Source organism: Candidatus Filomicrobium marinum, from assembly GCF_000981545.1.
GTDB lineage: Bacteria > Pseudomonadota > Alphaproteobacteria > Rhizobiales > Hyphomicrobiaceae > Filomicrobium > Filomicrobium insigne.
The window spans coordinates 3,342,782-3,362,780 of the sequence record NZ_LN829119.1; the positions used below are offsets into that span (position 1 = coordinate 3,342,782).

The 19,999-nt window shown below is 55.9% G+C and carries 15 protein-coding genes; 5 read left to right on the forward strand and 10 right to left on the reverse strand.

What is annotated here, in order from left to right:
- Window positions 1–2 precede the first annotated feature (2 nt).
- From YBN1229_RS15640 to YBN1229_RS15680, 9 genes are all read right to left on the reverse strand, one after another.
- Complete coding sequence (locus YBN1229_RS15640) at window positions 3–1,499, reverse strand: sugar ABC transporter ATP-binding protein (protein ID WP_046478385.1); 1,497 nt, start codon at window positions 1,497–1,499, stop codon at window positions 3–5.
- Complete coding sequence (locus tag YBN1229_RS15645) at window positions 1,496–2,524, reverse strand: ABC transporter permease (RefSeq protein WP_052743998.1); 1,029 nt, start codon at window positions 2,522–2,524, stop codon at window positions 1,496–1,498. Before YBN1229_RS15645 ends, YBN1229_RS15640 begins: the two co-directional genes overlap by 4 nt.
- Window positions 2,525–2,625: 101 nt before the next feature.
- The gene (locus YBN1229_RS15650) at window positions 2,626–3,651 is read right to left on the reverse strand and encodes a sugar ABC transporter substrate-binding protein (RefSeq protein ID WP_052743999.1); all 1,026 of its coding nucleotides are present in this window, start codon (window positions 3,649–3,651) and stop codon (window positions 2,626–2,628) included.
- Between the two features lie 54 nt (window positions 3,652–3,705).
- Window positions 3,706–4,698 carry an ABC transporter permease gene (locus YBN1229_RS15655; RefSeq protein ID WP_052744000.1) on the reverse strand — a complete coding sequence of 331 codons (993 nt, stop codon included), beginning with the start codon at window positions 4,696–4,698 and terminating at the stop codon, window positions 3,706–3,708.
- A 197-nt stretch (window positions 4,699–4,895) separates the two neighbouring features.
- A complete protein-coding gene (locus tag YBN1229_RS15660) occupies window positions 4,896–6,974 on the reverse strand; it encodes an SGNH/GDSL hydrolase family protein (protein WP_046478384.1) in 2,079 nt (692 codons plus the stop codon).
- A 29-nt stretch (window positions 6,975–7,003) separates the two neighbouring features.
- Complete coding sequence (locus YBN1229_RS15665; protein WP_046478383.1) at window positions 7,004–8,788, reverse strand: carbamoyltransferase family protein; 1,785 nt, start codon at window positions 8,786–8,788, stop codon at window positions 7,004–7,006.
- Window positions 8,789–8,836: 48 nt separating this feature from the next.
- Window positions 8,837–9,796, reverse strand: coding sequence for a DMT family transporter (locus YBN1229_RS15670; RefSeq protein WP_197540859.1), 960 nt, complete (start codon window positions 9,794–9,796; stop codon window positions 8,837–8,839).
- Window positions 9,797–9,806: 10 nt separating this feature from the next.
- Window positions 9,807–11,048, reverse strand: a complete 1,242-nt coding sequence (locus YBN1229_RS15675; RefSeq protein WP_152024992.1) for a hypothetical protein — start codon at window positions 11,046–11,048, stop codon at window positions 9,807–9,809.
- Window positions 11,049–11,065: 17 nt separating this feature from the next.
- Window positions 11,066–12,061: an isopenicillin N synthase family dioxygenase gene (locus YBN1229_RS15680; RefSeq protein WP_052744002.1), complete on the reverse strand. Its 996-nt coding sequence runs from the start codon at window positions 12,059–12,061 to the stop codon at window positions 11,066–11,068.
- Window positions 12,062–12,400: 339 nt separating this feature from the next.
- Here YBN1229_RS15680 and YBN1229_RS15685 point away from each other — a divergent pair, with 339 nt between their 5' ends.
- The 3 genes from YBN1229_RS15685 (at window position 12,401) to YBN1229_RS15695 (ending at window position 15,264) form a co-directional block, all read left to right on the forward strand.
- Entirely contained in the window at window positions 12,401–13,222 is an 822-nt protein-coding gene (locus YBN1229_RS15685) for a HalD/BesD family halogenase (protein ID WP_046500930.1), read from the forward strand.
- Window positions 13,223–13,268: 46 nt separating this feature from the next.
- On the forward strand, window positions 13,269–13,889 hold the full coding sequence (locus tag YBN1229_RS15690; RefSeq protein WP_052744003.1) for a GNAT family N-acetyltransferase: 621 nt from the start codon (window positions 13,269–13,271) through the stop codon (window positions 13,887–13,889).
- Between the two features lie 70 nt (window positions 13,890–13,959).
- Window positions 13,960–15,264: an NAD(P)-binding domain-containing protein gene (locus tag YBN1229_RS15695; RefSeq protein ID WP_082101171.1), complete on the forward strand. Its 1,305-nt coding sequence runs from the start codon at window positions 13,960–13,962 to the stop codon at window positions 15,262–15,264.
- Here YBN1229_RS15695 and YBN1229_RS15700 read toward each other — a convergent pair.
- Window positions 15,243–15,992 (reverse strand): phosphatase PAP2 family protein, encoded by a 750-nt coding sequence (locus YBN1229_RS15700; protein ID WP_046478381.1) that lies wholly within the window; start codon window positions 15,990–15,992, stop codon window positions 15,243–15,245. The two genes, YBN1229_RS15695 and YBN1229_RS15700, sit on opposite strands and share 22 nt — an antisense overlap.
- 145 nt (window positions 15,993–16,137) lie before the next feature.
- On the opposite strand from YBN1229_RS15700, the gene YBN1229_RS15705 reads away from it, so the two are divergent.
- The gene (locus YBN1229_RS15705; RefSeq protein WP_052744004.1) at window positions 16,138–17,046 is read left to right on the forward strand and encodes a diacylglycerol/lipid kinase family protein; all 909 of its coding nucleotides are present in this window, start codon (window positions 16,138–16,140) and stop codon (window positions 17,044–17,046) included.
- A 209-nt stretch (window positions 17,047–17,255) separates the two neighbouring features.
- Entirely contained in the window at window positions 17,256–19,907 is a 2,652-nt protein-coding gene (gene pepN / locus YBN1229_RS15710) for an aminopeptidase N (protein ID WP_046480328.1), read from the forward strand.
- The last annotated feature ends 92 nt before the right edge of the window (window positions 19,908–19,999 follow it).

Consider the following 19,999-nt stretch of genomic DNA (forward strand, 5'->3'; position numbering starts at 1 on the left):
CATCAATGCACGGCGGCATGCATGATGAGGTCCTCACTTGCATCCGCACGATCAAACGAAGCAGTAATTCGTCCATCGCGCATGACGAGCACCCTGTCTGATAGGCGAAGAATCTCCGGCAGATAGGACGATATCACGAGTACCGCCTTACCATCTTCGGCGACCTCTCGGATGACATCGTGAATTTGCGGAATCGCACCGACATCAACACCGCGTGTTGGCTCATCAAAAATAATCACTTCAGGGTCTTGCGCGAGGGCCTTCGCAATCACGACCTTCTGCTGATTGCCACCCGAATAGACTGAGACCACCGCATCGCCATGAAGCGTTCGGATCGCTAATCGCGCGCGCCAATAATCAGCCAGACGCTTCCGGATAGCCCGCGAGTAGATCCGCAGCCACCCCCTGCGTCGGGCCTGAGCCGCAAGGTAGATATTGTCATCTGTTGTCATCGTTTCGAACAGACCGTCCAACTTGCGATCTTCGGTGACGTAAACGATCCCTGCCGCAATGGCATCTCGGGGCGTGTTAAAGGTCACAGCCTCTCCACGGAGCCGAATAGACCAGTTGCAATCATTCTGAGGACGGGAAAGGCCCGCGATGAACTTCGCCAAGTCAGACCGTCCAGCACCGACCAGCCCGGCGAGCCCAACCACCTCGCCAGATTTCAAAGAAAGAGAAATACGAGGACCATCAACACCGCTGCCGACAGAGTCCACGGCGAGAAGCTCCAGGCCTCCCACGCCACAGTGTCCCAGTTCCGTCGAGCGTTCATCAAGATCACGCCCAACCATCAGCTGAACCAACAGTTGGCGATCAAAACTTTGAGCTGGTCCACAAACGACCCGCCTTCCATCCCGCAGCACGGTAATGCGATCAGAAATCGTCAAAGCCTCTTCCAATGCATGCGTGATAAAAACGACAGCCTTGCCGCGTCGGCGCAGAGCTTCCAGCAAATTGAAAAACTTATCCCGTTCTGCTGGTGAGAGTGACGCTGTTGGCTCATCGAAAATAAGGACACGCGCATTAAGATGCACAGCCCGCGCAATCTCGACCATTTGCCTTTCCGCAGGGCCGATATCCTGAACCAGGGCGGTTGGCTCCACATCGAAGTCAAGCGACTTGAGAGCTTGTCGTGCAGCGCGCTCAGCCGTCCCAAATGAATTCAACCAGGGTTCGTGGCCCAGCAGGATATTCTGAGCAACAGTCAGGGATGGAATAAGGCTGGTCTCCTGATAGACCATCGCCACGCCAGCACGGAGACCGTCGGCGGGTGAGTGAAACGCACATACCTGTTGATCGATAAGCAGAGAACCCGACGTTAAAGGAACGGCGCCTGCCATCACTTTTGCGAGGGTCGATTTGCCCGCGCCATTCTCACCGATGAGCGCATGGATCTCGCCACCCTTCACCTCAAAATCAACACTGTCCAGGGCAACTGAGCCAGCAAAACTTTTGGTCCCCTTGCGAACACTCAAACACGTTGCGGCATCGGTCATGGAGCGCCCCGTTGGTCTGATACAGGCGACCTGACAGATCGCGAACGCGCACGACGCCGCGACCACTGAATGTGGATGCCGACAGCCCCCAACAGCGTCGCACCGATCAACGCTGAAGAAGCCCCGCCGGGCATGTTCATACGCAACAGACCACTCATCAGCAGAAACAAGATCGCAGAACCGATCATGACGCGTCCAACCGAACCGCCACCACCGGACAAGCTTACGCCACCCAGCACCACCGCGGTTAAGGCGGTCACTTCCCAGCCAAGACCTGTGTCTGAACCCGCGCTACTTTGCCGGGCCGCATAGAACAACCCAGCCAGAGCAGCGATCAATCCACTAAGCACATAAGCCAGAAGCGTAACGCGCCGCGTATTTATTCCAGCATGACGCGCAGCCTTGCGATCAGCTCCCGTGGCCATAATGTGCAACCCCGGACGAAGGCGCGTAAGGAACAGATGGAGTGCCAGAGCCACAACGAGCAGGATCACCATGTTGCTTGGAACACCCAAAAAATATCCGGCCCCAAGCCAGTACCAACCCTCTGTGTCACGCCAGGCATTCGCGAGCTCGATCGTGTAGGCGTTGGTGACGAAATCCAGCCCTGCGCGCAAAATCAACAACATCGCGAGTGTCGTCAGGAAAGCTCTGGTCTTAAGATAAGCAATCAGGACACCGTTGATCGCGCCTATAACGGCACCGACAGACAGCACACCCAAAACCGCAACTGGCAAAGGCCACATCTCAATCCGGAAAAGGTAGAGAGCCGTAAAATTAGCCAGGGCAAATATGGCGCCCACCGACAAATCGATCCCGCCGGCAAAGACAACGATCCCCAGAGCCAACGCGACCAGGCAAGGCTCTGCATAATCGCGCATCAATTGCTGCAAGTTGGAACCGCTCAGGTAGTTCGGCACAAGCAGCGCGAAAGCCGCAAACAGACCACACATCACAAGCAGGGGCACGGCCGCATCGAGGCTGTCGCCAAAGCGGCGCCTGAATACGGGATAGCGCGAAAGCAAACCTCTCTCCCTCTCCGAAAAAGCTCGGCCAGCCACCCTGAGGGATGGCGACCGAGCGAGAGCACCTCGGAGGAAAGAGGCACTGCGATCTTCAGCCTGCGTCATTGCGTCAACGAAAGGTCGTAGCAGTAATGACGCTCAGCCGGGCCCGTGACCCAAAAGTTGTTGGAGAGAAGCGTCAAACGCTTTGCTCCCGGCTTTTCACCGCTTTGCAACAGCGTCAGCACCGCATCGGCAATCTGCATCCCCTGGATATCGGCCCGATAGGACAGCACCTTATAAAAGAGGCCCTGCTCGACCATCTCACAGTCCGAACGTGGACCATCGCTCGACGCATAAACCTTCACTTTGCCCTGCAGACCCGCCGCCTTCACAGCCTGGGCCGCACCTTGCTGCATGATCCCCCAATGTCCGTAAGTCGCGCAGAGATCGGGGTGCTGTCTCAGCACCGTCGCCGTTATCTCGTTCGCCTTGTTGGCATCCCAATTGGCCGCCTGCGTCGAAACAACTTTGATCGACTTATCCGCAGCAAAAACCTCCATCGCTCCCTTGAGCTGATCAAGGCTCCCCGCTGACGTCGCTTCGCCTTGCACGATCGCGACCTTGCCGGAACTCTTGCCACCCCCGCATTGAGCTACGATGTCCTTCGCGATCAGCCGCCCCGAGTCAACATTGTCGACCCCCACATAGGCATCGGAGGGTTGGTTCGACATCATGTTGACCTGGATGACGTAGATGCCGTTCTCCATTGCCCGCTTCAACTCTCTCGCCAGCAATGAAACGTTGATATTCTGGACGATCAGAACGTCGGGCTTTTCATTGATGAGCGACGTCACAGCTTGCAGCTGCGCATTGCTGTCAAAGTTCGGATCGCGGACGATGAATTTGATGCCGTACTTGTCGAAGTGCGACTGCATGACGGCCGTCCAGATCTGATCGATAGGTGTCCCCATCGTGATCGGCACCCAGGCGACTGTCTTACCCTTCGCCGCCTTATCAAAATCAATTCGAAGCTGAGACCGTGGATCGGTCTGGGCGTGAGACGCTCCGTCCATGAAGCCCCACGTCACCACCAACGCGGAAACCAGCCCAATCGCCCAGCGCTTCCCGGATATAAAATCGACCATTATCACCCAACCTCCCTTTGAAATTTTGTTGTACGCACCGCGACACGACGCGGCTCAGATGCTGTGACGCTCCGCCTCCTCGTCATGCGGCCTCAACTGGCTGTCCAGCACGATGGCGGCCAACAGCAAGCTTCCTTTGATGACTGTTTGGACCTGAGAATTGACGTCGAGGATGGACATGCCGTTGAGCAGCACGCCGACAAAAGCCGTCCCCGCAAGCACACTGGCGACGCCACCGCGTGCACCCGACAAGCTCACACCCCCGGCAACAGCAACTAGGACGACGTCGAAAATGAATGTCGACTTGGCCGTTCCCAGATCGACCATCGCCGTGGATGCGACCATGACGAGACCACCCAGATAGCCAATCACAGCAGCCATCACGAATGTCATCATGCGCAGCCGACGAACCGGCAACCCAGAGAGACGTGCGGTAGCTGGATTGTCCCCCACCGCGTAGACGAAACGCCCAACGACTAAGTGCGCCAGAAACAGATGCATCACGACAGCTGAGACAGCAAATATGAGCGCAGGAACAGGAACACCGGCCCAATTTGTCCCAAGCACGAGAAACGCGCCGTCGCCGGGCGGCAAATTTATGATGGTCGACGGCATGAGCGTCGACCGGGCCGCGCCCATGAAGAGCAACGCGCTCGCAAGCGTTGCGAACAATGATGGGATGCCGAGATAGGCAACGAACCATCCGTTAGCGAGCCCCATGCCGATTGCTGCGAAAAGCCCCACCAGGAGCGCAATCGAAACAGGAAATCCGCCGTTGATCATGATGGCGGCAACGCCTGCGGAAACGAGCGCGACAGCAATCTGCGACAGGTCGATCCCCCCGCCGATAATGACGACAGACATACCAAGCGCCAACACCCCGATAATCGCGATGCTGCGCAGGAGCGCCATTGCGTTCCCCCACGTCGCGAACCCAGGAATTGCAGCCGCGAACACCAACGCCAACGCAACCGCTAGCCCAGCGACGACAAGTTCCTGACTGAAACGTCCGGCCACGGAGTACCACATTGAATTCATCGCGATCATTTATCGGACATATTCCAAGGAGCGAAGATGCGCCAATATCTAGATACTGATAGGTAGCACCAAGAAATCTACCAACGATCCAAAATCACTTCAATTAGGACGCAGAGAAAAGTTGTCCGAATAATGGACAATAAAAAATGAACGTAAATCTTGCGCTGCCGCACAGACTGTCACGCCCGGTCCGTGCGGCAACAAAATCAGGTGGCAGCAGAAATCCTCAACTCATGGAGATGCCCGAAATGGGTGCGCGTGTCGAGTTGCTGCCCCGTTTCAAAGCGAACCTTAAGGCTTGGACGCAGATCAGCACGCGGCACATTCGGCCAGATTAACCTCAGCGAATTGAGCCCCTGCTTGACCCGTGAACTGTCCAACACGATGCGCTGATCACACCACTGATCCTGAACCGAAACCCGGCCGACCTGAGCACCATTCAGTTTGACAATGATATCGCCCGACTGACGCGCGCCTGGGACACGAGAGACAATTGAGAGCTCCAGCTTCTGCGACCGAGCACTAAAGAACGGAAAGGCGCTCTCCAACTCGTAAGCCGCCTTGAAGGCACGCCGATACCAACGGTTACCATCCATTAACGGCAACCAATGCGCATCGAGAAGGTCAAGCTCGTCAATCTCTCCGAGCACAAAGTCCGGGTCCGACGAGATGTTACCGAGCGAGGGGAACGCAGCGACAATCGATTTCAAGAGGTCATGCTCCCGGATCAGCCCTCGGCCGATCAGGCCGTATCCCATGAGGTAGGTCGAAGCGATTTGATTTTTGACGAGCTCACCGAAGCACGAGAGCAGCAACGGTGGCACGCCATGTCGGAACGCATCATAGACGAGCGGAATGCTGATCTCTCCGATCGGCGGATAACACGACGCCGCACGCTTGAAATGAAAGCTACAGATTTCGGTACCCTGTCCCCAGTGCGCATTGTGAATGCCCGCCAAGAGATGCGCCCAACCTTCCTGCTCCGGTGACGGAGAAGGTCCGGCCTCAACAAGTCGCTGCAAATCCGCGGTGCTATGGAAGAGAGCCTGAACCACCGCTTGCGCCGTTCCCGCCATCGCAACGCGAATACCCTCAGCATTCAGATGACAATAGTCGAGGAACTGCCCGCGCCCGGGAACACTGTTCCCAAAGTGCTGATGGTAGACATGAGGCAGATCGACCACGAGAGCACCGACCTCCCGCCCAACCTTCCGGATCACTTCCGCGACGACAGAGAAAATGCCCGGCAACACCCGCGTCTCATCGACAATGTCACGACTACGCCGCAGAGCTGCCGAGGCTTCACGCGTCTTCCCCTGCTTTAATTGAACGTGAGCAAGCAGCTCGAGACTGGCGGAGCAAGTCCCGCCATCAAGATTGATGGCCTCTTGCACGCGATCTTCCGCCTCACGGAAATCACCAGCATCGGCCGCCTCTCGGGCCTCAGAGAACACGTCCACCCAGGCCACCGTATCCAGCTCAGACATTAGCGGAACATCAAGGGTTCCGATCGGGCAACTCAGCCAATCCGCAACGTTGATCTCTGGCAGAACGAGGATCAGCGGTACGCCCATGTCATGCGCAGCCTTCGCCAACTCTCTGACTGTGTGCTCAGCAATTTCTGCGGCGCGACGCTGTTGCCGCGCCATCAGGGCAGAAAGCCCCCCATCTTCAGCCAGCAATCCGCCATCCTGCACAAAGGCGTCCGTGGATGCTCTAGATAACGAACCGGCACGCCAGTTATTCCCAGCAAAAACAACGATAGCGTCGGGTTGCAACGCAGCGGCAGCTCGCGTCATCTCTACGAGCCACCATGGCCCGCAATTACTCTGGGCGAGATCGACGACCTCGACACTCGGCCCGACGGCGGCGAGCTGTTTTTCAAGAACCTGCGCGGGGCCATATTGCGGGCTGAAGAAAAAGCCGCGCGCAACCGATTCACCCAAAAACGCAACGCGTTTGCGGTTTCCTTTTTTCCGGATCCGGTCGACGTTCGCGCAAAACCGCCAAAGATCGATATGACGCCGCGACCGGACAAACTCCCCCGTCGTTGGCTCCTCTTCCCAGATACCAACCGCCCGGGCGCCAGCCTCTCCCTCGCCGCCAGAAAACCCCAGAATATCGTCCCGAAGCGAAGAGAAGGGACCGGTCCATATATCCGCCACCTCACCGACGCCTTCCACCTGCGAATCGCACAACAATTGCAGCAGAGGCAACGTCGCACGGTCCTTGATCGCCTCAGCCAGACGTGTTGCCAACTCCTTGCGCGTGATTTGCTCACCCACGGCACCAGCTCCCTGAATTGAAAATTGATTTAAAGAAATGAATAGACGTTGGCGCGACCAGCATCGGCAGCGCGCCGCTTCTTTTTGAGACGCGCGCCCATCATCTCGATGATCTCAGACCAGGCTTCCGGACGCTCGGTGCGATCAATAATGAAGTCCTCCATCACAAGCGCGTCGATGTTCGAAATCGCAAAGGTCCAGATCGCGTGGTTAGGTTCGAGCACGATGGCATCCCCACGCAGATTGAAGGACGTATTGAGCAGGATCGGACAGCCCGTCAGCTTATCGAACGCAATCAGCAGATCGTGGAACCGCTTATTGGTGTGCTCGTTGACCGTTTGAACGCGCGCCGATTGATCCACATGCGTGATCGCCGGCAACGCCAGGCTCGAAACCACCCGGCACGTCTCGAGCATGAAAGGCGAAGAATGGTCGATCTCGAAATGCTCCGCCATCTTTGACTCGAGAACGGCGGGCGCAAAGGGCCGGAACGCTTCGCGCATCTTGACAAGCGCGTTAATCCGGTCGCGCATCTCCGGCCTGCGCGGGTCGGCGATGATGGAGCGCGCGCCCAACGCGCGGGGCCCAAACTCCATCCGCCCTTGGAACCACCCGATCACCTTGCCGTCCGCCAAACGCTCAGCAGTCGCTTGGATCAGCCCCTCAGGATCTTCCGAATAGTCCAACGCACACTGCTTGAGCGGACTAGGATTGACGACACGGGCGACATCCCGGGCGCTGAATTTCGGCCCCAGGTAAACGTGCTTTTGTCTCTCGCGGGATAAACGATCCTCGCCGTGACGAACACATGCCACTGCCGCCGCACCGAGCGCGCCTCCGGCATCGCTTGCCGCAGGTTGCACAAAGAGGCGCTTGAAGGGCCCCTCGCGCAGGACCTTGCCGTTTGCCACACAGTTCAGAGCGACACCGCCAGCCATACAGAGGTTTTCAGTGGGATGACGCGCGTGGAGATACGCCACCTTATCCAGCAGGATAACCTCAAGGGCACGCTGCACGCTGGCGGCCATGTCCTTATGGAATTGCGTGAGCTCTGACTCCGGCACACGCGGCGGCTCACCAAAATGCTCACACAAGCGATCCGAATACATCCGATCCCCGCCGAGAAAATCGAAGTACTCCATGTTCAGGCGGTACTGTCCGCCGTCCCAACAATCAATAAGTTGCAGAACCTTATCCAGGTATCGAGGCGAGCCATAAGGAGCAAGCCCCATCACCTTGTATTCGGCATCATTGACTTCAAAACCGAGATAGGCCGTGATCGTGCTATAAAATAGCCCAAGGGAGTGAGGAAACGAAACTTCCTCAAAGAGATCTATTTTCCGATCAACCCCGCGGCCATAGGTGGTCGTCGCCCATTCACCGACGCCATCCACCGTAAAAATGTCAGCCTCATCAAACCCAGAAAAATAAAAAGCGCTAGCAGCATGAGACAGGTGATGATCGACAAATTCGATCTCCCTGTCGTACCCCAAGCAATCTCGTATTTCGTCTTGAGCACGTCCTGGATCTATCCGAAAACGCTGTTTGGGGTTGTTGAGAATACCGGGCAGCCCAGCCCATAGCTGACGCGCAACCTTCTTGGCGGGATTTTCATAGTACGCAAGGCTTGTCACGTCCGCGATCGTGACGCCAGCCTCCCGCAGACAATAGCGGAAAGCATTGGATGGAATGCCATTATCATGCTTGATGCGGGTGAAGCGCTCCTCCTCCGCCGCCGCCACGAGATGACCGTCCTTGATCAAACAACACGCGGAGTCGTGATAGTGCGCTGAAATTCCGACAAACACAGCCATAAAAATCCCCATAAAAAAAAGAAAATTAACAAAAAAAGTGAAACCAGATCACTTGCCGACAAGAAAACAAAACACACGACCATCAATAGCCAAAAGTCCAACACCTACCAAAATCAACCCACAAGTTTCACGAGCACCAATAGAATCTCCCAGAAGTACAATCCCAAAAAACATAGCGCTTATCGGAATAAGAAATGTCACAAGAAGAAGATTAGTCGCGCCAGCGGTCCTCAGAAGTTTAAAATAGACAATATAAGCCAACGCGGTCGATAACACCGCCAACGCGAGAACCGAGCCAACCACTGACCAACTCGGCAGCCTCAACCCGAAAAGGTTGTCAGAGATGACAACAGCCGGAAGCAGCAGAACGGATGCCGCAACAAGCTGGCCCGCGGCGCGAACGATCGGAGGCTCTCCAAACCGCCTGAACCGACCTACAACGGCAGCCAGCGCATAACAGATGGCCGCACCCAGGCACGCCAGATACGCCAACGCATCTGCGAGTGAAACGCCGACATGCCACCCTCCGCTCAGCAGGACGACAATTCCCGTCGTCCCCACCACAAGTCCCAACACTTTGTGAGCCGACAACCGCTCCTCTCCGGTCCAGAAGTGACCCAGTAAGAGCGTGGCGAAAGGCGCGGCCGCATTCAGGATCGAGGCAACAAAGGACGCAACCCGAAGCTGCCCCCACGCGACCAGGCAAAACGGCAGAACGTTCGTGAGCAGCCCCAATACGAAAAAACTTCTCCATGCCTCAGCCTCTCGCGGCAGGCGCAATCCCATCATGCTCAGTGCCAGCCACAGCAACGCCGCCGCCAGGGCAACGCGCAAAAACACGATGAGGAATGTCGGCAATTCATGAATGGCAATGGCAGTAAAGAAGAACGCGCTTCCCCACAGCATGGATAGCCCAACGAGCAGCCCCCACTCGCAAGCGCGCATCGGATTGCCCTTCTCTCGCGTAACAGACAAAGGGTGAAAAGCACCGGTCGCGCCTCGGGTCATCGCTGCCCCCTCACCGGTTTCGGAAGACGTAGCCGGACGGGAAAACAAAGTCTTCCCCGCGCCGCTTCGCCGCCAGAAATTTCTCGACCGTGACTGACGTCAAGCCGATTGCTCCGGCGCGAATTGCCGTAGCCGACACGACGCCCGTACGGACAATCGGACAAGGGTAGATCCAGCCGCTGCTATCAAAGATATTGCGAACCCACATGCCGCCGGGATCACTGCCATGCAAACCATGTACAGGCTGGCCCTTGTGCAGCGACTTGATACGGCCAAGCACACCTGCAAAACCCGATTTTTCATAAAGATCCGGCAGGTTGAGAACTTCGACACGTCCATTCAGACCCGCGTCGCTTATTGCAGCCTTCAAAAGCTCCAACCGCAATTCATAGTCATAAAACCAGTTGCCGGTCGGGAAGTAGTTCTTGCCCGTATCCGCAAAATGCGAAGCACGGTATTCCCTAACGCCAGCACGTTCACAAACTGCAATTTCTCCACGCGCCAGAGCCACACGATGCAGCTTCGGAATCGTCGTGGCATGCACGTAAATCTTGTTCAGCTGACGGTCCGCCAGAAGGTTGCTCAAAAGCGCCAAATGCATCTTGTGGACCGGGTTGAAGGAACCGAAAAACACCCCGATCCCTCGTCTCGGAAAAAGGCGGGACCTCAGGTCAGAAAGAAGCCCTCTTGCCGTATCCAGGCCAAAGAGCACTCCAAGAAACACCGTCAGAACCCACAAGCTCCAATGCCCTTCGGCCGTGACGACAAGCCAAATAATTGCTGAGATTGCCAGGATGCTGTTGCTGATCCGATCGCCATAACCACGATAAGCAAACGTGGCAGCAACCGCGTGCAACCCGGCAGCTCCAGCCGTCAACGCGAATGCAACACTCCATCCTGCCCATGCGTCACCGCGAGCTGCATGAGCAATCGCGAGCACGCTAAAGACGATCGGGACATGGAACAGGAATCGCACCAGCCGCGCTGGCGTGACCAGCGCTGTTCTCTGATTGAAGTCATCCTCAACCGCACAGATCAGCGTCACATACCTCGGCAGCACGAACGCCAACCCAACCGGCGCGAACACAAGCAGAAGCGCCACCATGAAGGGCAGATTTAAAGCCCCCACGACGAGCAGCGATAACGCCAACCCGCCGAGGCCAGCATAGATCTTCGTGCGATATTTGGAGATGAAACGCATCGCGCGCCGGTCGTGAGGCAGCAGCGCGCCCTTCAATGCCGCTTTGTCCATTTGATCACCGACGACCGTTAAGCAACGCAACAGTTGGGATAAATGCCTTTGTATTTTTCGAAGGCATAAGGTCCGTATTTGAGCGGCGGAAAATCCTCAAGTCGGATATCCGTTACGCCACCGAAGGGTTGCACGACCGTTTCGTAGTCGGGCTGAAAAAAGAAGGGCAACGATATGCGCGATTGGTTCGTCAAAACACGATGCAACGTCGCCACAAACAAATTGCCTGTCCAGTATTGCAGCATATCCCCGATATTGCAGATATAGGCCCCAGGAATTGCCGGCGCGTCGAACCACTCCCCATCACGGTTGCGCACCTGAAGGCCAGGATTGTTCGCAAGCAAGATCGTCAAGCACCCATAATCAGTGTGAGCACCACAGCTGTAATCCCCAATCTCGATTTCCGAGACAGGTCCGCTCTGCGGCGCATCCTCGGCCATCTGCCGCACGGACTGAGGTTCAGGATAATGCGTCGTCCGAAACTGCCAGAACGAGCGCTCGTTGAATGCGTCGTAAAAGAAGTCTTCCGGTAGCGATAAGCTCATGGCAATGCCGCGCATCAGGTCAAAGCCCAACTCATTCATACTTGCCACATATCGCATAATAGCCGCGCGATAGCCGGGTAAGGATGGCCAAAGATTGGGGCCATGCATCGGCTTTCCGGCGACCACGTCGGGGTGTTCGTCATCAAATTCGACACTGAATTCCATGAGCTCGTAGGAATTGCGTTTGCCATCCGCCAATTCCGAGAGGACGGGCGCATATCCTCGAAAGCAACGGCTATGGCGCTCCATGGAGAACTTCATCTTCTCAGCAAGCGGCAACGAGAAGAAGGCCTCAGCCTGACGGAAGGTATCGGATATCACACCGTCGGCGATGCCGTGATTCCGCACGTAGAAAAAACCGATGTCTTTACAGGCCTGCCCGATCTGACGCGCGGCTTCACGGGACCCCAACGGATCTCGATCGCGCAACAAACCCACATCGACGACTGGAATAATGTGCTCTCGCATAAAAATGAAACCCCTCAATAGAAAACAACAAACCAACACCAGCTGCGAAAATTTAAAAAAGCAAAATATTGTTTTTTAGATTTGTCGATCATTGACTCAATCCAAAGCGCATGTCTATAGTTCGATCGCATTTCGAAGTTGTTTTTTTTAAAACAGTTTTCTACGTTGTTCAGAGAATAAACAAATGTTTTTTACACTTTAGAGAACTCATCTGCACAGAACTCACCAAGCCACTTGAAAGAACGTAAAGTCCACCTGCATGGCAACGCGACTTGCAGGACGACCAATCACGTCCAAAGGACAAAGCGGCACCCAAGAACAATTAAGGGGAGACAAGCGATGCACCTAGCTCTCGAAGGCCATGGGATGGAACAAAACCAATCAGGAACTCTGGATTGGACCGAAGCCCTATTTGACCTGACGATGTCGAAGGATTTCGAGCCAAGCACATTAGCAGACATGCACGAGCAGTTTTTACGAGGCGGCTACGTAAAACTGCCGGACTTCCTCACCCCAGCAGCGTTGCACTTCCTGCAAGCCGAGTTGCGGCGTCTCGAAGCGACAGCCAGCCGCCGAACTTTTGAAATGCCGGGATACCTCTCCCCGAGAAATCTCTCCGTCCTTGGCGGCCGCGCGATCAAAGAACATTCCCGTTTTCTCTACCGGCTGTATCACCACACCGCGCTGCGGGCGTGCGTCGAGGCAATTTCGGGCCGTCCGATATTCTCCTGTATCCACCCCGAAGAATTCATGGTCGCCAATTTCCTCCAAAGCAGTGGCGACACACACGGCTGGCATTTGGATGATCCTCCATATGCGCTCGTCATCTTCGCGGAAACTCCCGATCCCGGCCAAGGCGGCGAAGTGGAAATAATCCCAAACTGGTCAGATTTGTGCCGCCGCAAAAAGCGTCAGGCGGACCAAAACATCACGGATCTCATCGCATGGGCTGAGGAGAATAGCCTCGTCGAAAGGCTCCATCATAAAGCCGGCGACGCCTATCTGCTTCGCGCCGACCTAAATCTGCATCGGGTTGTCCCAATCACAGCAGAGGGTGCGCGACGCAGCGTCATAAACATGGCCTTCCAGACGACGCGCGAAACTGAATACGCCAACACTGCCGATCTACTTTACGGCAACGGCAATACGCCGGCTGCTTAGACGATCTCGCACCGTGCACCCTCCCGAAACGCTAAACGAGAGATCAATGTTATACTCAGCCCTCCCGGCGAAACCGCCAGAAAGCGGCATGCCGATCTCACCCGCATCCGAACCAACGTGCAAGGGTGCCGAAACCATATCGCCATGCACGAATTCTTCTGACACGAAAGCCGATGCACGCGAGAAGTGCCACATATGCCCCCACGCGATCACGTGGAGCTGGTCCCAATTTGAGGACCTACAAGCACAGCAGCTCTATGCCGTACTGCGCCTCAGGCAAGAAATATTCATCGTAGAACAGGGCGTTCCATACGCGGATATTGACGACAGGGACGCGCAGTCCCTGCATCTGCTCGGGCTCTTGAATAAAAAGGTGGTTGCTTATCTTCGGGCTCTACCACCCGATCTCTTTGCGCCAGGCTACGCAAGCTTTGGTCGCGTGGTCGTCACCCACAAGATGCGCGGCCGCGGCCTGGGACGACTGCTCGTTGAAAAGTATTTTGATCGTTTTGAGAACGAAAACAGTGACATCCCAATAAAAATATCCTCACAGGCCTATTTGAAAGATTTCTACGCCTCATTTGGATTTGTTGCCGTCGGCGCGCCCTACATCGAGGATCGGATTCCTCATATAGCAATGATCAAACAAATAAAATCCGCCAAATAAGCACGAGCGATTTCATCTGCCTGACGAAATTATTAGGGCACAAAACATTTTATATTGAAGGCATATTGCGATGAGCACTCAAAACATAGAGACGACAACACCCGCCCCCCCCACCCGCAACGCGGTCACGCGGAAAGCCTTGAGCAAACATGGCCCCGCGCCGAAGCCGGTGCCGGTGACGATCATCGGAGCCGGCCCCTTCGGTCTGTCTGTTGCTGCTCACTTACACGGACTGGGAACGGATTTCCGCATCATCGGCACACCAATGAAATCCTGGCGCGACAATATGCCGAAAGGCATGCAGCTCAAGTCAACGGGTTTTTCCTCAACGCTCTATGATCCCGACCAGAGCTTCACGATACGTCGTTACTGCGAGGACCACGGCATAGCCTTCGAAGACGTTGGGCTCCCCGTTAAGCTAGAAACATTCACGGCTTACGGCTTGGCATTCCAAAAAGCCCTCGTCCCCAACGTCGAAGAAACGACCGTCATCCGCGTAAAGCGCCACCATCAGGGCTTCATCCTTGAGCTAGCAAACGGACAATCATTCACGTCCCGCAACGTGGTCATTGGCATCGGCCTCGATTATTTCCGCAACACACCGGGCGAACTGAGCGGACTACCACAGGAACTGGTCACGCATTGTGCGGAACACCACGATCTTTCCATCTTCAAGGATAAACACGTCGCTGTAATCGGCGCTGGATCATCAGCCATAGATTCCGCGGTGCTGCTGCAAGAAGCGGGCGCCAAGCCCCTGCTCATCGCACGTAAATCTACTATCGAGTTTGGCTTGGACGAGCCGCTCCATCGCCCTCTGCTTGAAAGATTATATCGCCCCATGTCGGGAATAGGCCCCGGCTGGCAAAACCGCGCATGCACCGATATGCCGTGGGCCTTTCGGTACCTTCCCGACCAAGTCCGGCTACGCACCGTCAAGGAGTTTCTCGGGCCGGCAGGCGGCTGGTTCATGAAAGAACGGATGGCGCAGGTCCCCCGCCTACTCGGTCACGACCTGCGCCACGCTCATGAAGCGCTCGGGAAGATACGGCTCCAGCTTTCAGACATAAGTGGTCGGGAAAAAGCCATCACTGTCGACCACGTCATTGCGGCCACAGGTTATCGGCAAGACGTATCCAGACTTCCCTTCATTGCGCCCGACATCATCGACAATCTAGACCGGATAGGCCCAACGCCCAGGCTTTCGGCCAACTTCGAATCGTCCATTCCAGGCCTCTATTTCATTGGCCCAATCTCAGCCAACACCTTTGGGCCTGTGATGAGGTTTTCAATTGGTGCGGCCTTTACGGCCCGACGCTTATCGCGTCACTTGGCAAGGGCGGCACATTCCACTCAACGGTCACTCTCGACCTGACCCTGGCCCTGCAGCCACAGCATCAGCATCCAACACAACAGCGCCCATCCCGCCCCGAGGGTCCAGCCGGCCAACACATCCGTTGGCCAGTGAACGCCAAGATAAATCCGGCTCAGTCCAATCATCAATGTCAGAAGGACACAGACAGAAAAGATGAAAATCTTCACCCTCGGGTCGGGCTGGGAGCGCGCCAGCAACATGCCCAACGTTAGATAAACGACCGCCGACATCATCGAATGCCCGGAAGGAAAACTAAGCGTATGAACCTCTGTGCCATGCGTGATGATATCAGGACGCGGTCGCCCAAAACCGATCTTCAAGAGGTTATTCAACAGCGTCCCGCCCACGACTGCCAAAACCACATAAAGCGCGGAGTGCCCCTTTCGCGTTATGAGCAGAAACAACGCCGAGATAACAACGATGAGGACGACAACGCCGGTACTTCCCAACGCTGTGAAGTCACGCACGGTCCCCTCAAGCCAAGCGGGTCCAATTGGCCCACCATTGTCGCCAGGGGCGCGCATGGCGCGAAGCAACCATTCGTCAAAGTTGCGCGAATTTCCACTAAAGACGAGGGCTGCAATCTGCACGAACACAAAGGTCAGCACAGCCAGCGACGCAAGAAAGAACATCGGCAGCTTCTCGATTTGCCGAACGGACGCCAAACGCCGGAGAAGATTACGGCGCTCAACAGTGCTCCTGGGCGCTGCTCCTTGATCGTCGGCCATTCTCTACTCCACCTCCTGCCATTCGCACGCTTGATGTCGAACCAATGGCCTATCTATAGGCTTGAGCATCATGGTTCCACACACGCCGTCACTCATCAGTAACACGGCACTGGAACGTCCGAACGAAGGTAGACGTTCATAAGCCATGCGTACCCATACAATCGTAAATTGCCGAGCCGGAACCGCACTCGACCTATCGCCCCGTGATATCGAAAAAAAAGTTGCACAAGCGTTTCGCGATGGCGGGCATGAAACACGCGTGGAGTGCGTCGAACCGGAAAAGCTTGTCGGCGCGATCTCGGCGGCCGCGCAAGGAGATATCGACGCACTTATTATAGGCGGCGGTGACGGCTCTGTCCGTTCAGCCGCCGAACACCTGATCGGGACCAATAAGGCGCTCGGAGTGCTCCCCCTCGGCACCATGAACAGATTTGCACGGGATCTGAACCTCCCGCTCGAGATCGACGCTGCACTGAATACGCTCGCAGAGGGGCACTCCGTTCCCATAGACGTCGCCGCCGTCAACGGCCAAATCTTCCTCTGCAATTCGATGTTTGGGCTTCCAACGGGGTTCGCCGAACAACGTCAACATCTGCGCGGCAAAGCGGCCCTTGAACGCTTGCAAGGATACATTCGCATCCTGCGACAGATGCTAGCTAGCACACGCATGATCTCTATCGCCGTCGATAAGGACGGTGAACGGCATCGCATGCGTGCGTTATCGGTTGTGGTAACCAGCAATGAATACGACGAAGTTCCAAGCCTGATGCTCACAAAAACAGCAATGGACCGAGGCTACCTGACCTTATACGCAGCACGGCATAAAAACGGAGCAGCCTTATCCGTCGCTGTGGTACGTGCAATGCTCGGACTATGGAAAAGCGATCCTGAGGTTGAAAAAATATCCGCAACTGAATTTACAATCCGGATGCCTCGGCGCTCTGTGCGCCTGACGAACGATGGCGAAGTCGAGAGTTTTAAAGCTCCACTTCGATACACCATCCGGCCATCAAGCTTGCGTGTCCTTTGCCCTCCTCCAGCGTACGGGACCTAACCCTCGAACGACCGTGTCATCCGACATTCAGATCAAGCCTTTAAGCAGACAGTCTGTGTACTGGGCCTGCGAGCGCTCACGCCACCCTTGCTCTACGAGCCCGCATGGGCAATCCTCTCACCAGAACCCTCGAAAGAAAACGAAATCATAGACATTCTGGGCGTATGCCGCAGCTCCACGCCCCCGATCCAGCGCTGCCGGAACATAAAATGAAAACAGACACACCGCGCCCCATCTACCTGCGCGATTACCGTCCTCCAAATTTCCTGATCAAGAGCGTCAATCTCGACTTTAAACTCGATGCAGCAGCGACGAAGGTTCGTTCGCGTCTCAAGGTACGACACAACCCAAAATCTCAGGTTCACAATGCGCCCCTAATCCTCGACGGTGAAAACCTTAAACTCGATGCCGTGATCCTGGACGGGAACACGCTCACCCGTTCGCAGTACCGGCTAACCAAGACGTCGCTGACTATTCCCGAAACGCCGATCAAACCCTTTACGCTTGAGATCCATACGACGATCGATCCGAGCCAGAACAAATCCCTTCAGGGCCTCTATCGCTCGCGTGGCGTTTTCTGCACACAATGCGAAGCCCAAGGCTTCCGGCGCATAACGTACTTCCTGGACCGCCCTGATGTGCTCTCGACCTACACAGTTAGACTGGAGGCCGATCCGAAAGAAGCACCGGTCCTGCTATCCAATGGAAACCGCCTGGAACGCGGCACCTCTGATCGCGGCGAACGTCATTACGCCGTGTGGCATGATCCGCATCCCAAGCCCTGCTACCTATTTGCGCTGGTCGCTGGCGACTTGTCGTCAATCGCGGCAGATTTCAAGACCGCAAGCGGTAGCGATGTCGGGCTGACGATCTACGTCGAACACGGCAAGGAGGAGCGCGCTGCATGGGCCATGGACTCACTGAAACGCTCAATGCGTTGGGACGAAAAACGTTTCGGCCGTGAGTACGATCTCGAGGTCTTCAATATCGTCGCCGTATCCGACTTCAACATGGGCGCGATGGAGAACAAGGGGCTAAATATTTTCAATGACCGACTTGTACTCGCATCACCAGAAACCGCGACGGACACGACATTCGAAGCTATCGAAAGCGTCGTTGCGCACGAATACTTCCACAACTGGACCGGCAACCGCATTACCTGCCGCGATTGGTTCCAGCTCTGTTTAAAGGAAGGTCTCACCGTCTACCGTGATCAGGAATTCTCCGCCGACGAGCGTTCACGTGTCGTCCAACGAATATCGGACGTTCGCCAGCTAAAGGCCCATCAATTTCCTGAAGATTCCGGTCCTCTGGCACACCCTGTCCGACCGGAAAGCTATATCGAAATCAACAACTTCTACACGGCAACGGTTTACGAAAAAGGTGCCGAAATCGTACGCATGATCGCGACGATCCTCGGCGCCGAGGCTTTCCGTTCCGGGATGGACCTCTACTTTGAGCGGCACGATGGAGAAGCCGCAACCATCGAACAGTTTTTGGAATGCTTCGCGGAGGTCTCGGGGCGCGATCTTTCGCAGTTCGCTCTTTGGTATTCGCAATCTGGCACGCCGCATGTGGAATGCCGCACATCCTACGATAAACGTGCGCAGACCTACTCCCTAACCCTGAAGCAAACGACCCCGCAAACACCGGGGCAGCAACAAAAGAACCCGATGCACATCCCGGTTCGCATTGGCCTGCTGGGTCCGGATGGCCACGATCTGCCGCTGACGACGGATGCAGGAGACGCCCTGCAGGACGACATCATACATCTCCGCCAACCCAGCCAAACGATCACCTTCACTGACGTCCCGGCGCGCCCGGTCCCGTCGGTCCTTCGAGAATTTTCAGCGCCTGTCCACCTGGAAGTTGAACTCAGCGAAAAAGACCTAGCTTTTCTGCTCGCCAACGATAGTGACGCCTTCAACCGCTGGCAGGCCGCCAATACATACGCAATGCGCACGATGGTGGCGATGGTTGAGGCTCTCTCACGCGGCAAAAGATCCTCGCGTGGCACTGGCTTTGCCAAAGCGCTTAGCGCTGCCCTTGTCGACGATAACCTCGATTGGGCCTTCCGAGCCGAGTTGATGCGGCTACCATCACAAAGCGATGTCGCAACCGAGATAGGACAGAACGTCGATCACACGTTCATTTATCGCGCTCATCGTCAACTCACACGGTTGATTGCACGTCGGCTGGAAGACCAGCTTGCGGCCATCCATGACACGTTGAAGGAGAGCGGACCGTTCTCACCGGATGCCGCAAACGCCGGCAAACGCGCCGCCCGCAATGCCGCCCTGCAGCTGCTCGCGTCTCTGGGCTCAAAAACGGCAATAAACCGAACCGCCGACCAATATTTTAACGCCTCAAATATGACCGAGGCCGCGCACGCACTCAACTTGCTCGCCGCCAGCAACTCACCCCAGCGGCGCACAGCGCTCGACCATTTCTATCAACGCTGGCACGAAGACCATGTTGTCATTGACACTTGGTTCGTGGCGCAGGCCCAATCGCCGCGCAACAACGCCCTTGACGTTGTTCGTGCACTCACGCGGCATGAGCGCTTCGACATTACCGCTCCCAACAAAGTGCGCGCGCTGATCGGCAATTTCGCCCTGATGAACCCCGTTCAGTTCAACCGACCAGACGGCAAAGGCTACGAATTCTTAGTCGAGCAAATCCTCGCTATCGATCGCTTCAATCCGCAAATCGCCGCGCGTCTTCTCAATGCCATGCGGAGCTGGCGCGCACTTGAACCAAAACGTCGAAAACTCGCCCGTAACGCATTGACAAAAATTACGAAACATCCCGACCCCTCTCGGGATGTACATGAGATTGTGCTTCGAATCCTCGATGAATAACGTCATCGTCATAACAGGACGCGAATTGAATTAATCTCCTCGACAGTGACACCCTAATGAGGTGAACTGAAATAGCGATTCGCGTGGCAGGC

Excerpts from the sequence above, each read along its gene's own strand:
- YBN1229_RS15640 (WP_046478385.1), bottom strand. The coding sequence starts at position 1,499 with ATGACCGATGCCGCAACGTGTTTGAGTGTTCGCAAGGGGACCAAAAGT.
- YBN1229_RS15650 (WP_052743999.1), bottom strand. The coding sequence starts at position 3,651 with ATGGTCGATTTTATATCCGGGAAGCGCTGGGCGATTGGGCTGGTTTCC.
- YBN1229_RS15655 (WP_052744000.1), bottom strand. The coding sequence starts at position 4,698 with ATGATCGCGATGAATTCAATGTGGTACTCCGTGGCCGGACGTTTCAGT.
- YBN1229_RS15665 (WP_046478383.1), bottom strand. The coding sequence starts at position 8,788 with ATGGCTGTGTTTGTCGGAATTTCAGCGCACTATCACGACTCCGCGTGT.
- YBN1229_RS15670 (WP_197540859.1), bottom strand. The coding sequence starts at position 9,796 with ATGACCCGAGGCGCGACCGGTGCTTTTCACCCTTTGTCTGTTACGCGA.
- YBN1229_RS15675 (WP_152024992.1), bottom strand. The coding sequence starts at position 11,048 with ATGGACAAAGCGGCATTGAAGGGCGCGCTGCTGCCTCACGACCGGCGC.
- YBN1229_RS15680 (WP_052744002.1), bottom strand. The coding sequence starts at position 12,061 with ATGCGAGAGCACATTATTCCAGTCGTCGATGTGGGTTTGTTGCGCGAT.
- YBN1229_RS15685 (WP_046500930.1), top strand. The coding sequence starts at position 12,401 with ATGCACCTAGCTCTCGAAGGCCATGGGATGGAACAAAACCAATCAGGA.
- YBN1229_RS15690 (WP_052744003.1), top strand. The coding sequence starts at position 13,269 with ATGTTATACTCAGCCCTCCCGGCGAAACCGCCAGAAAGCGGCATGCCG.
- YBN1229_RS15695 (WP_082101171.1), top strand. The coding sequence starts at position 13,960 with ATGAGCACTCAAAACATAGAGACGACAACACCCGCCCCCCCCACCCGC.
- YBN1229_RS15700 (WP_046478381.1), bottom strand. The coding sequence starts at position 15,992 with ATGGCCGACGATCAAGGAGCAGCGCCCAGGAGCACTGTTGAGCGCCGT.
- YBN1229_RS15705 (WP_052744004.1), top strand. The coding sequence starts at position 16,138 with ATGCGTACCCATACAATCGTAAATTGCCGAGCCGGAACCGCACTCGAC.
- pepN (WP_046480328.1), top strand. The coding sequence starts at position 17,256 with ATGAAAACAGACACACCGCGCCCCATCTACCTGCGCGATTACCGTCCT.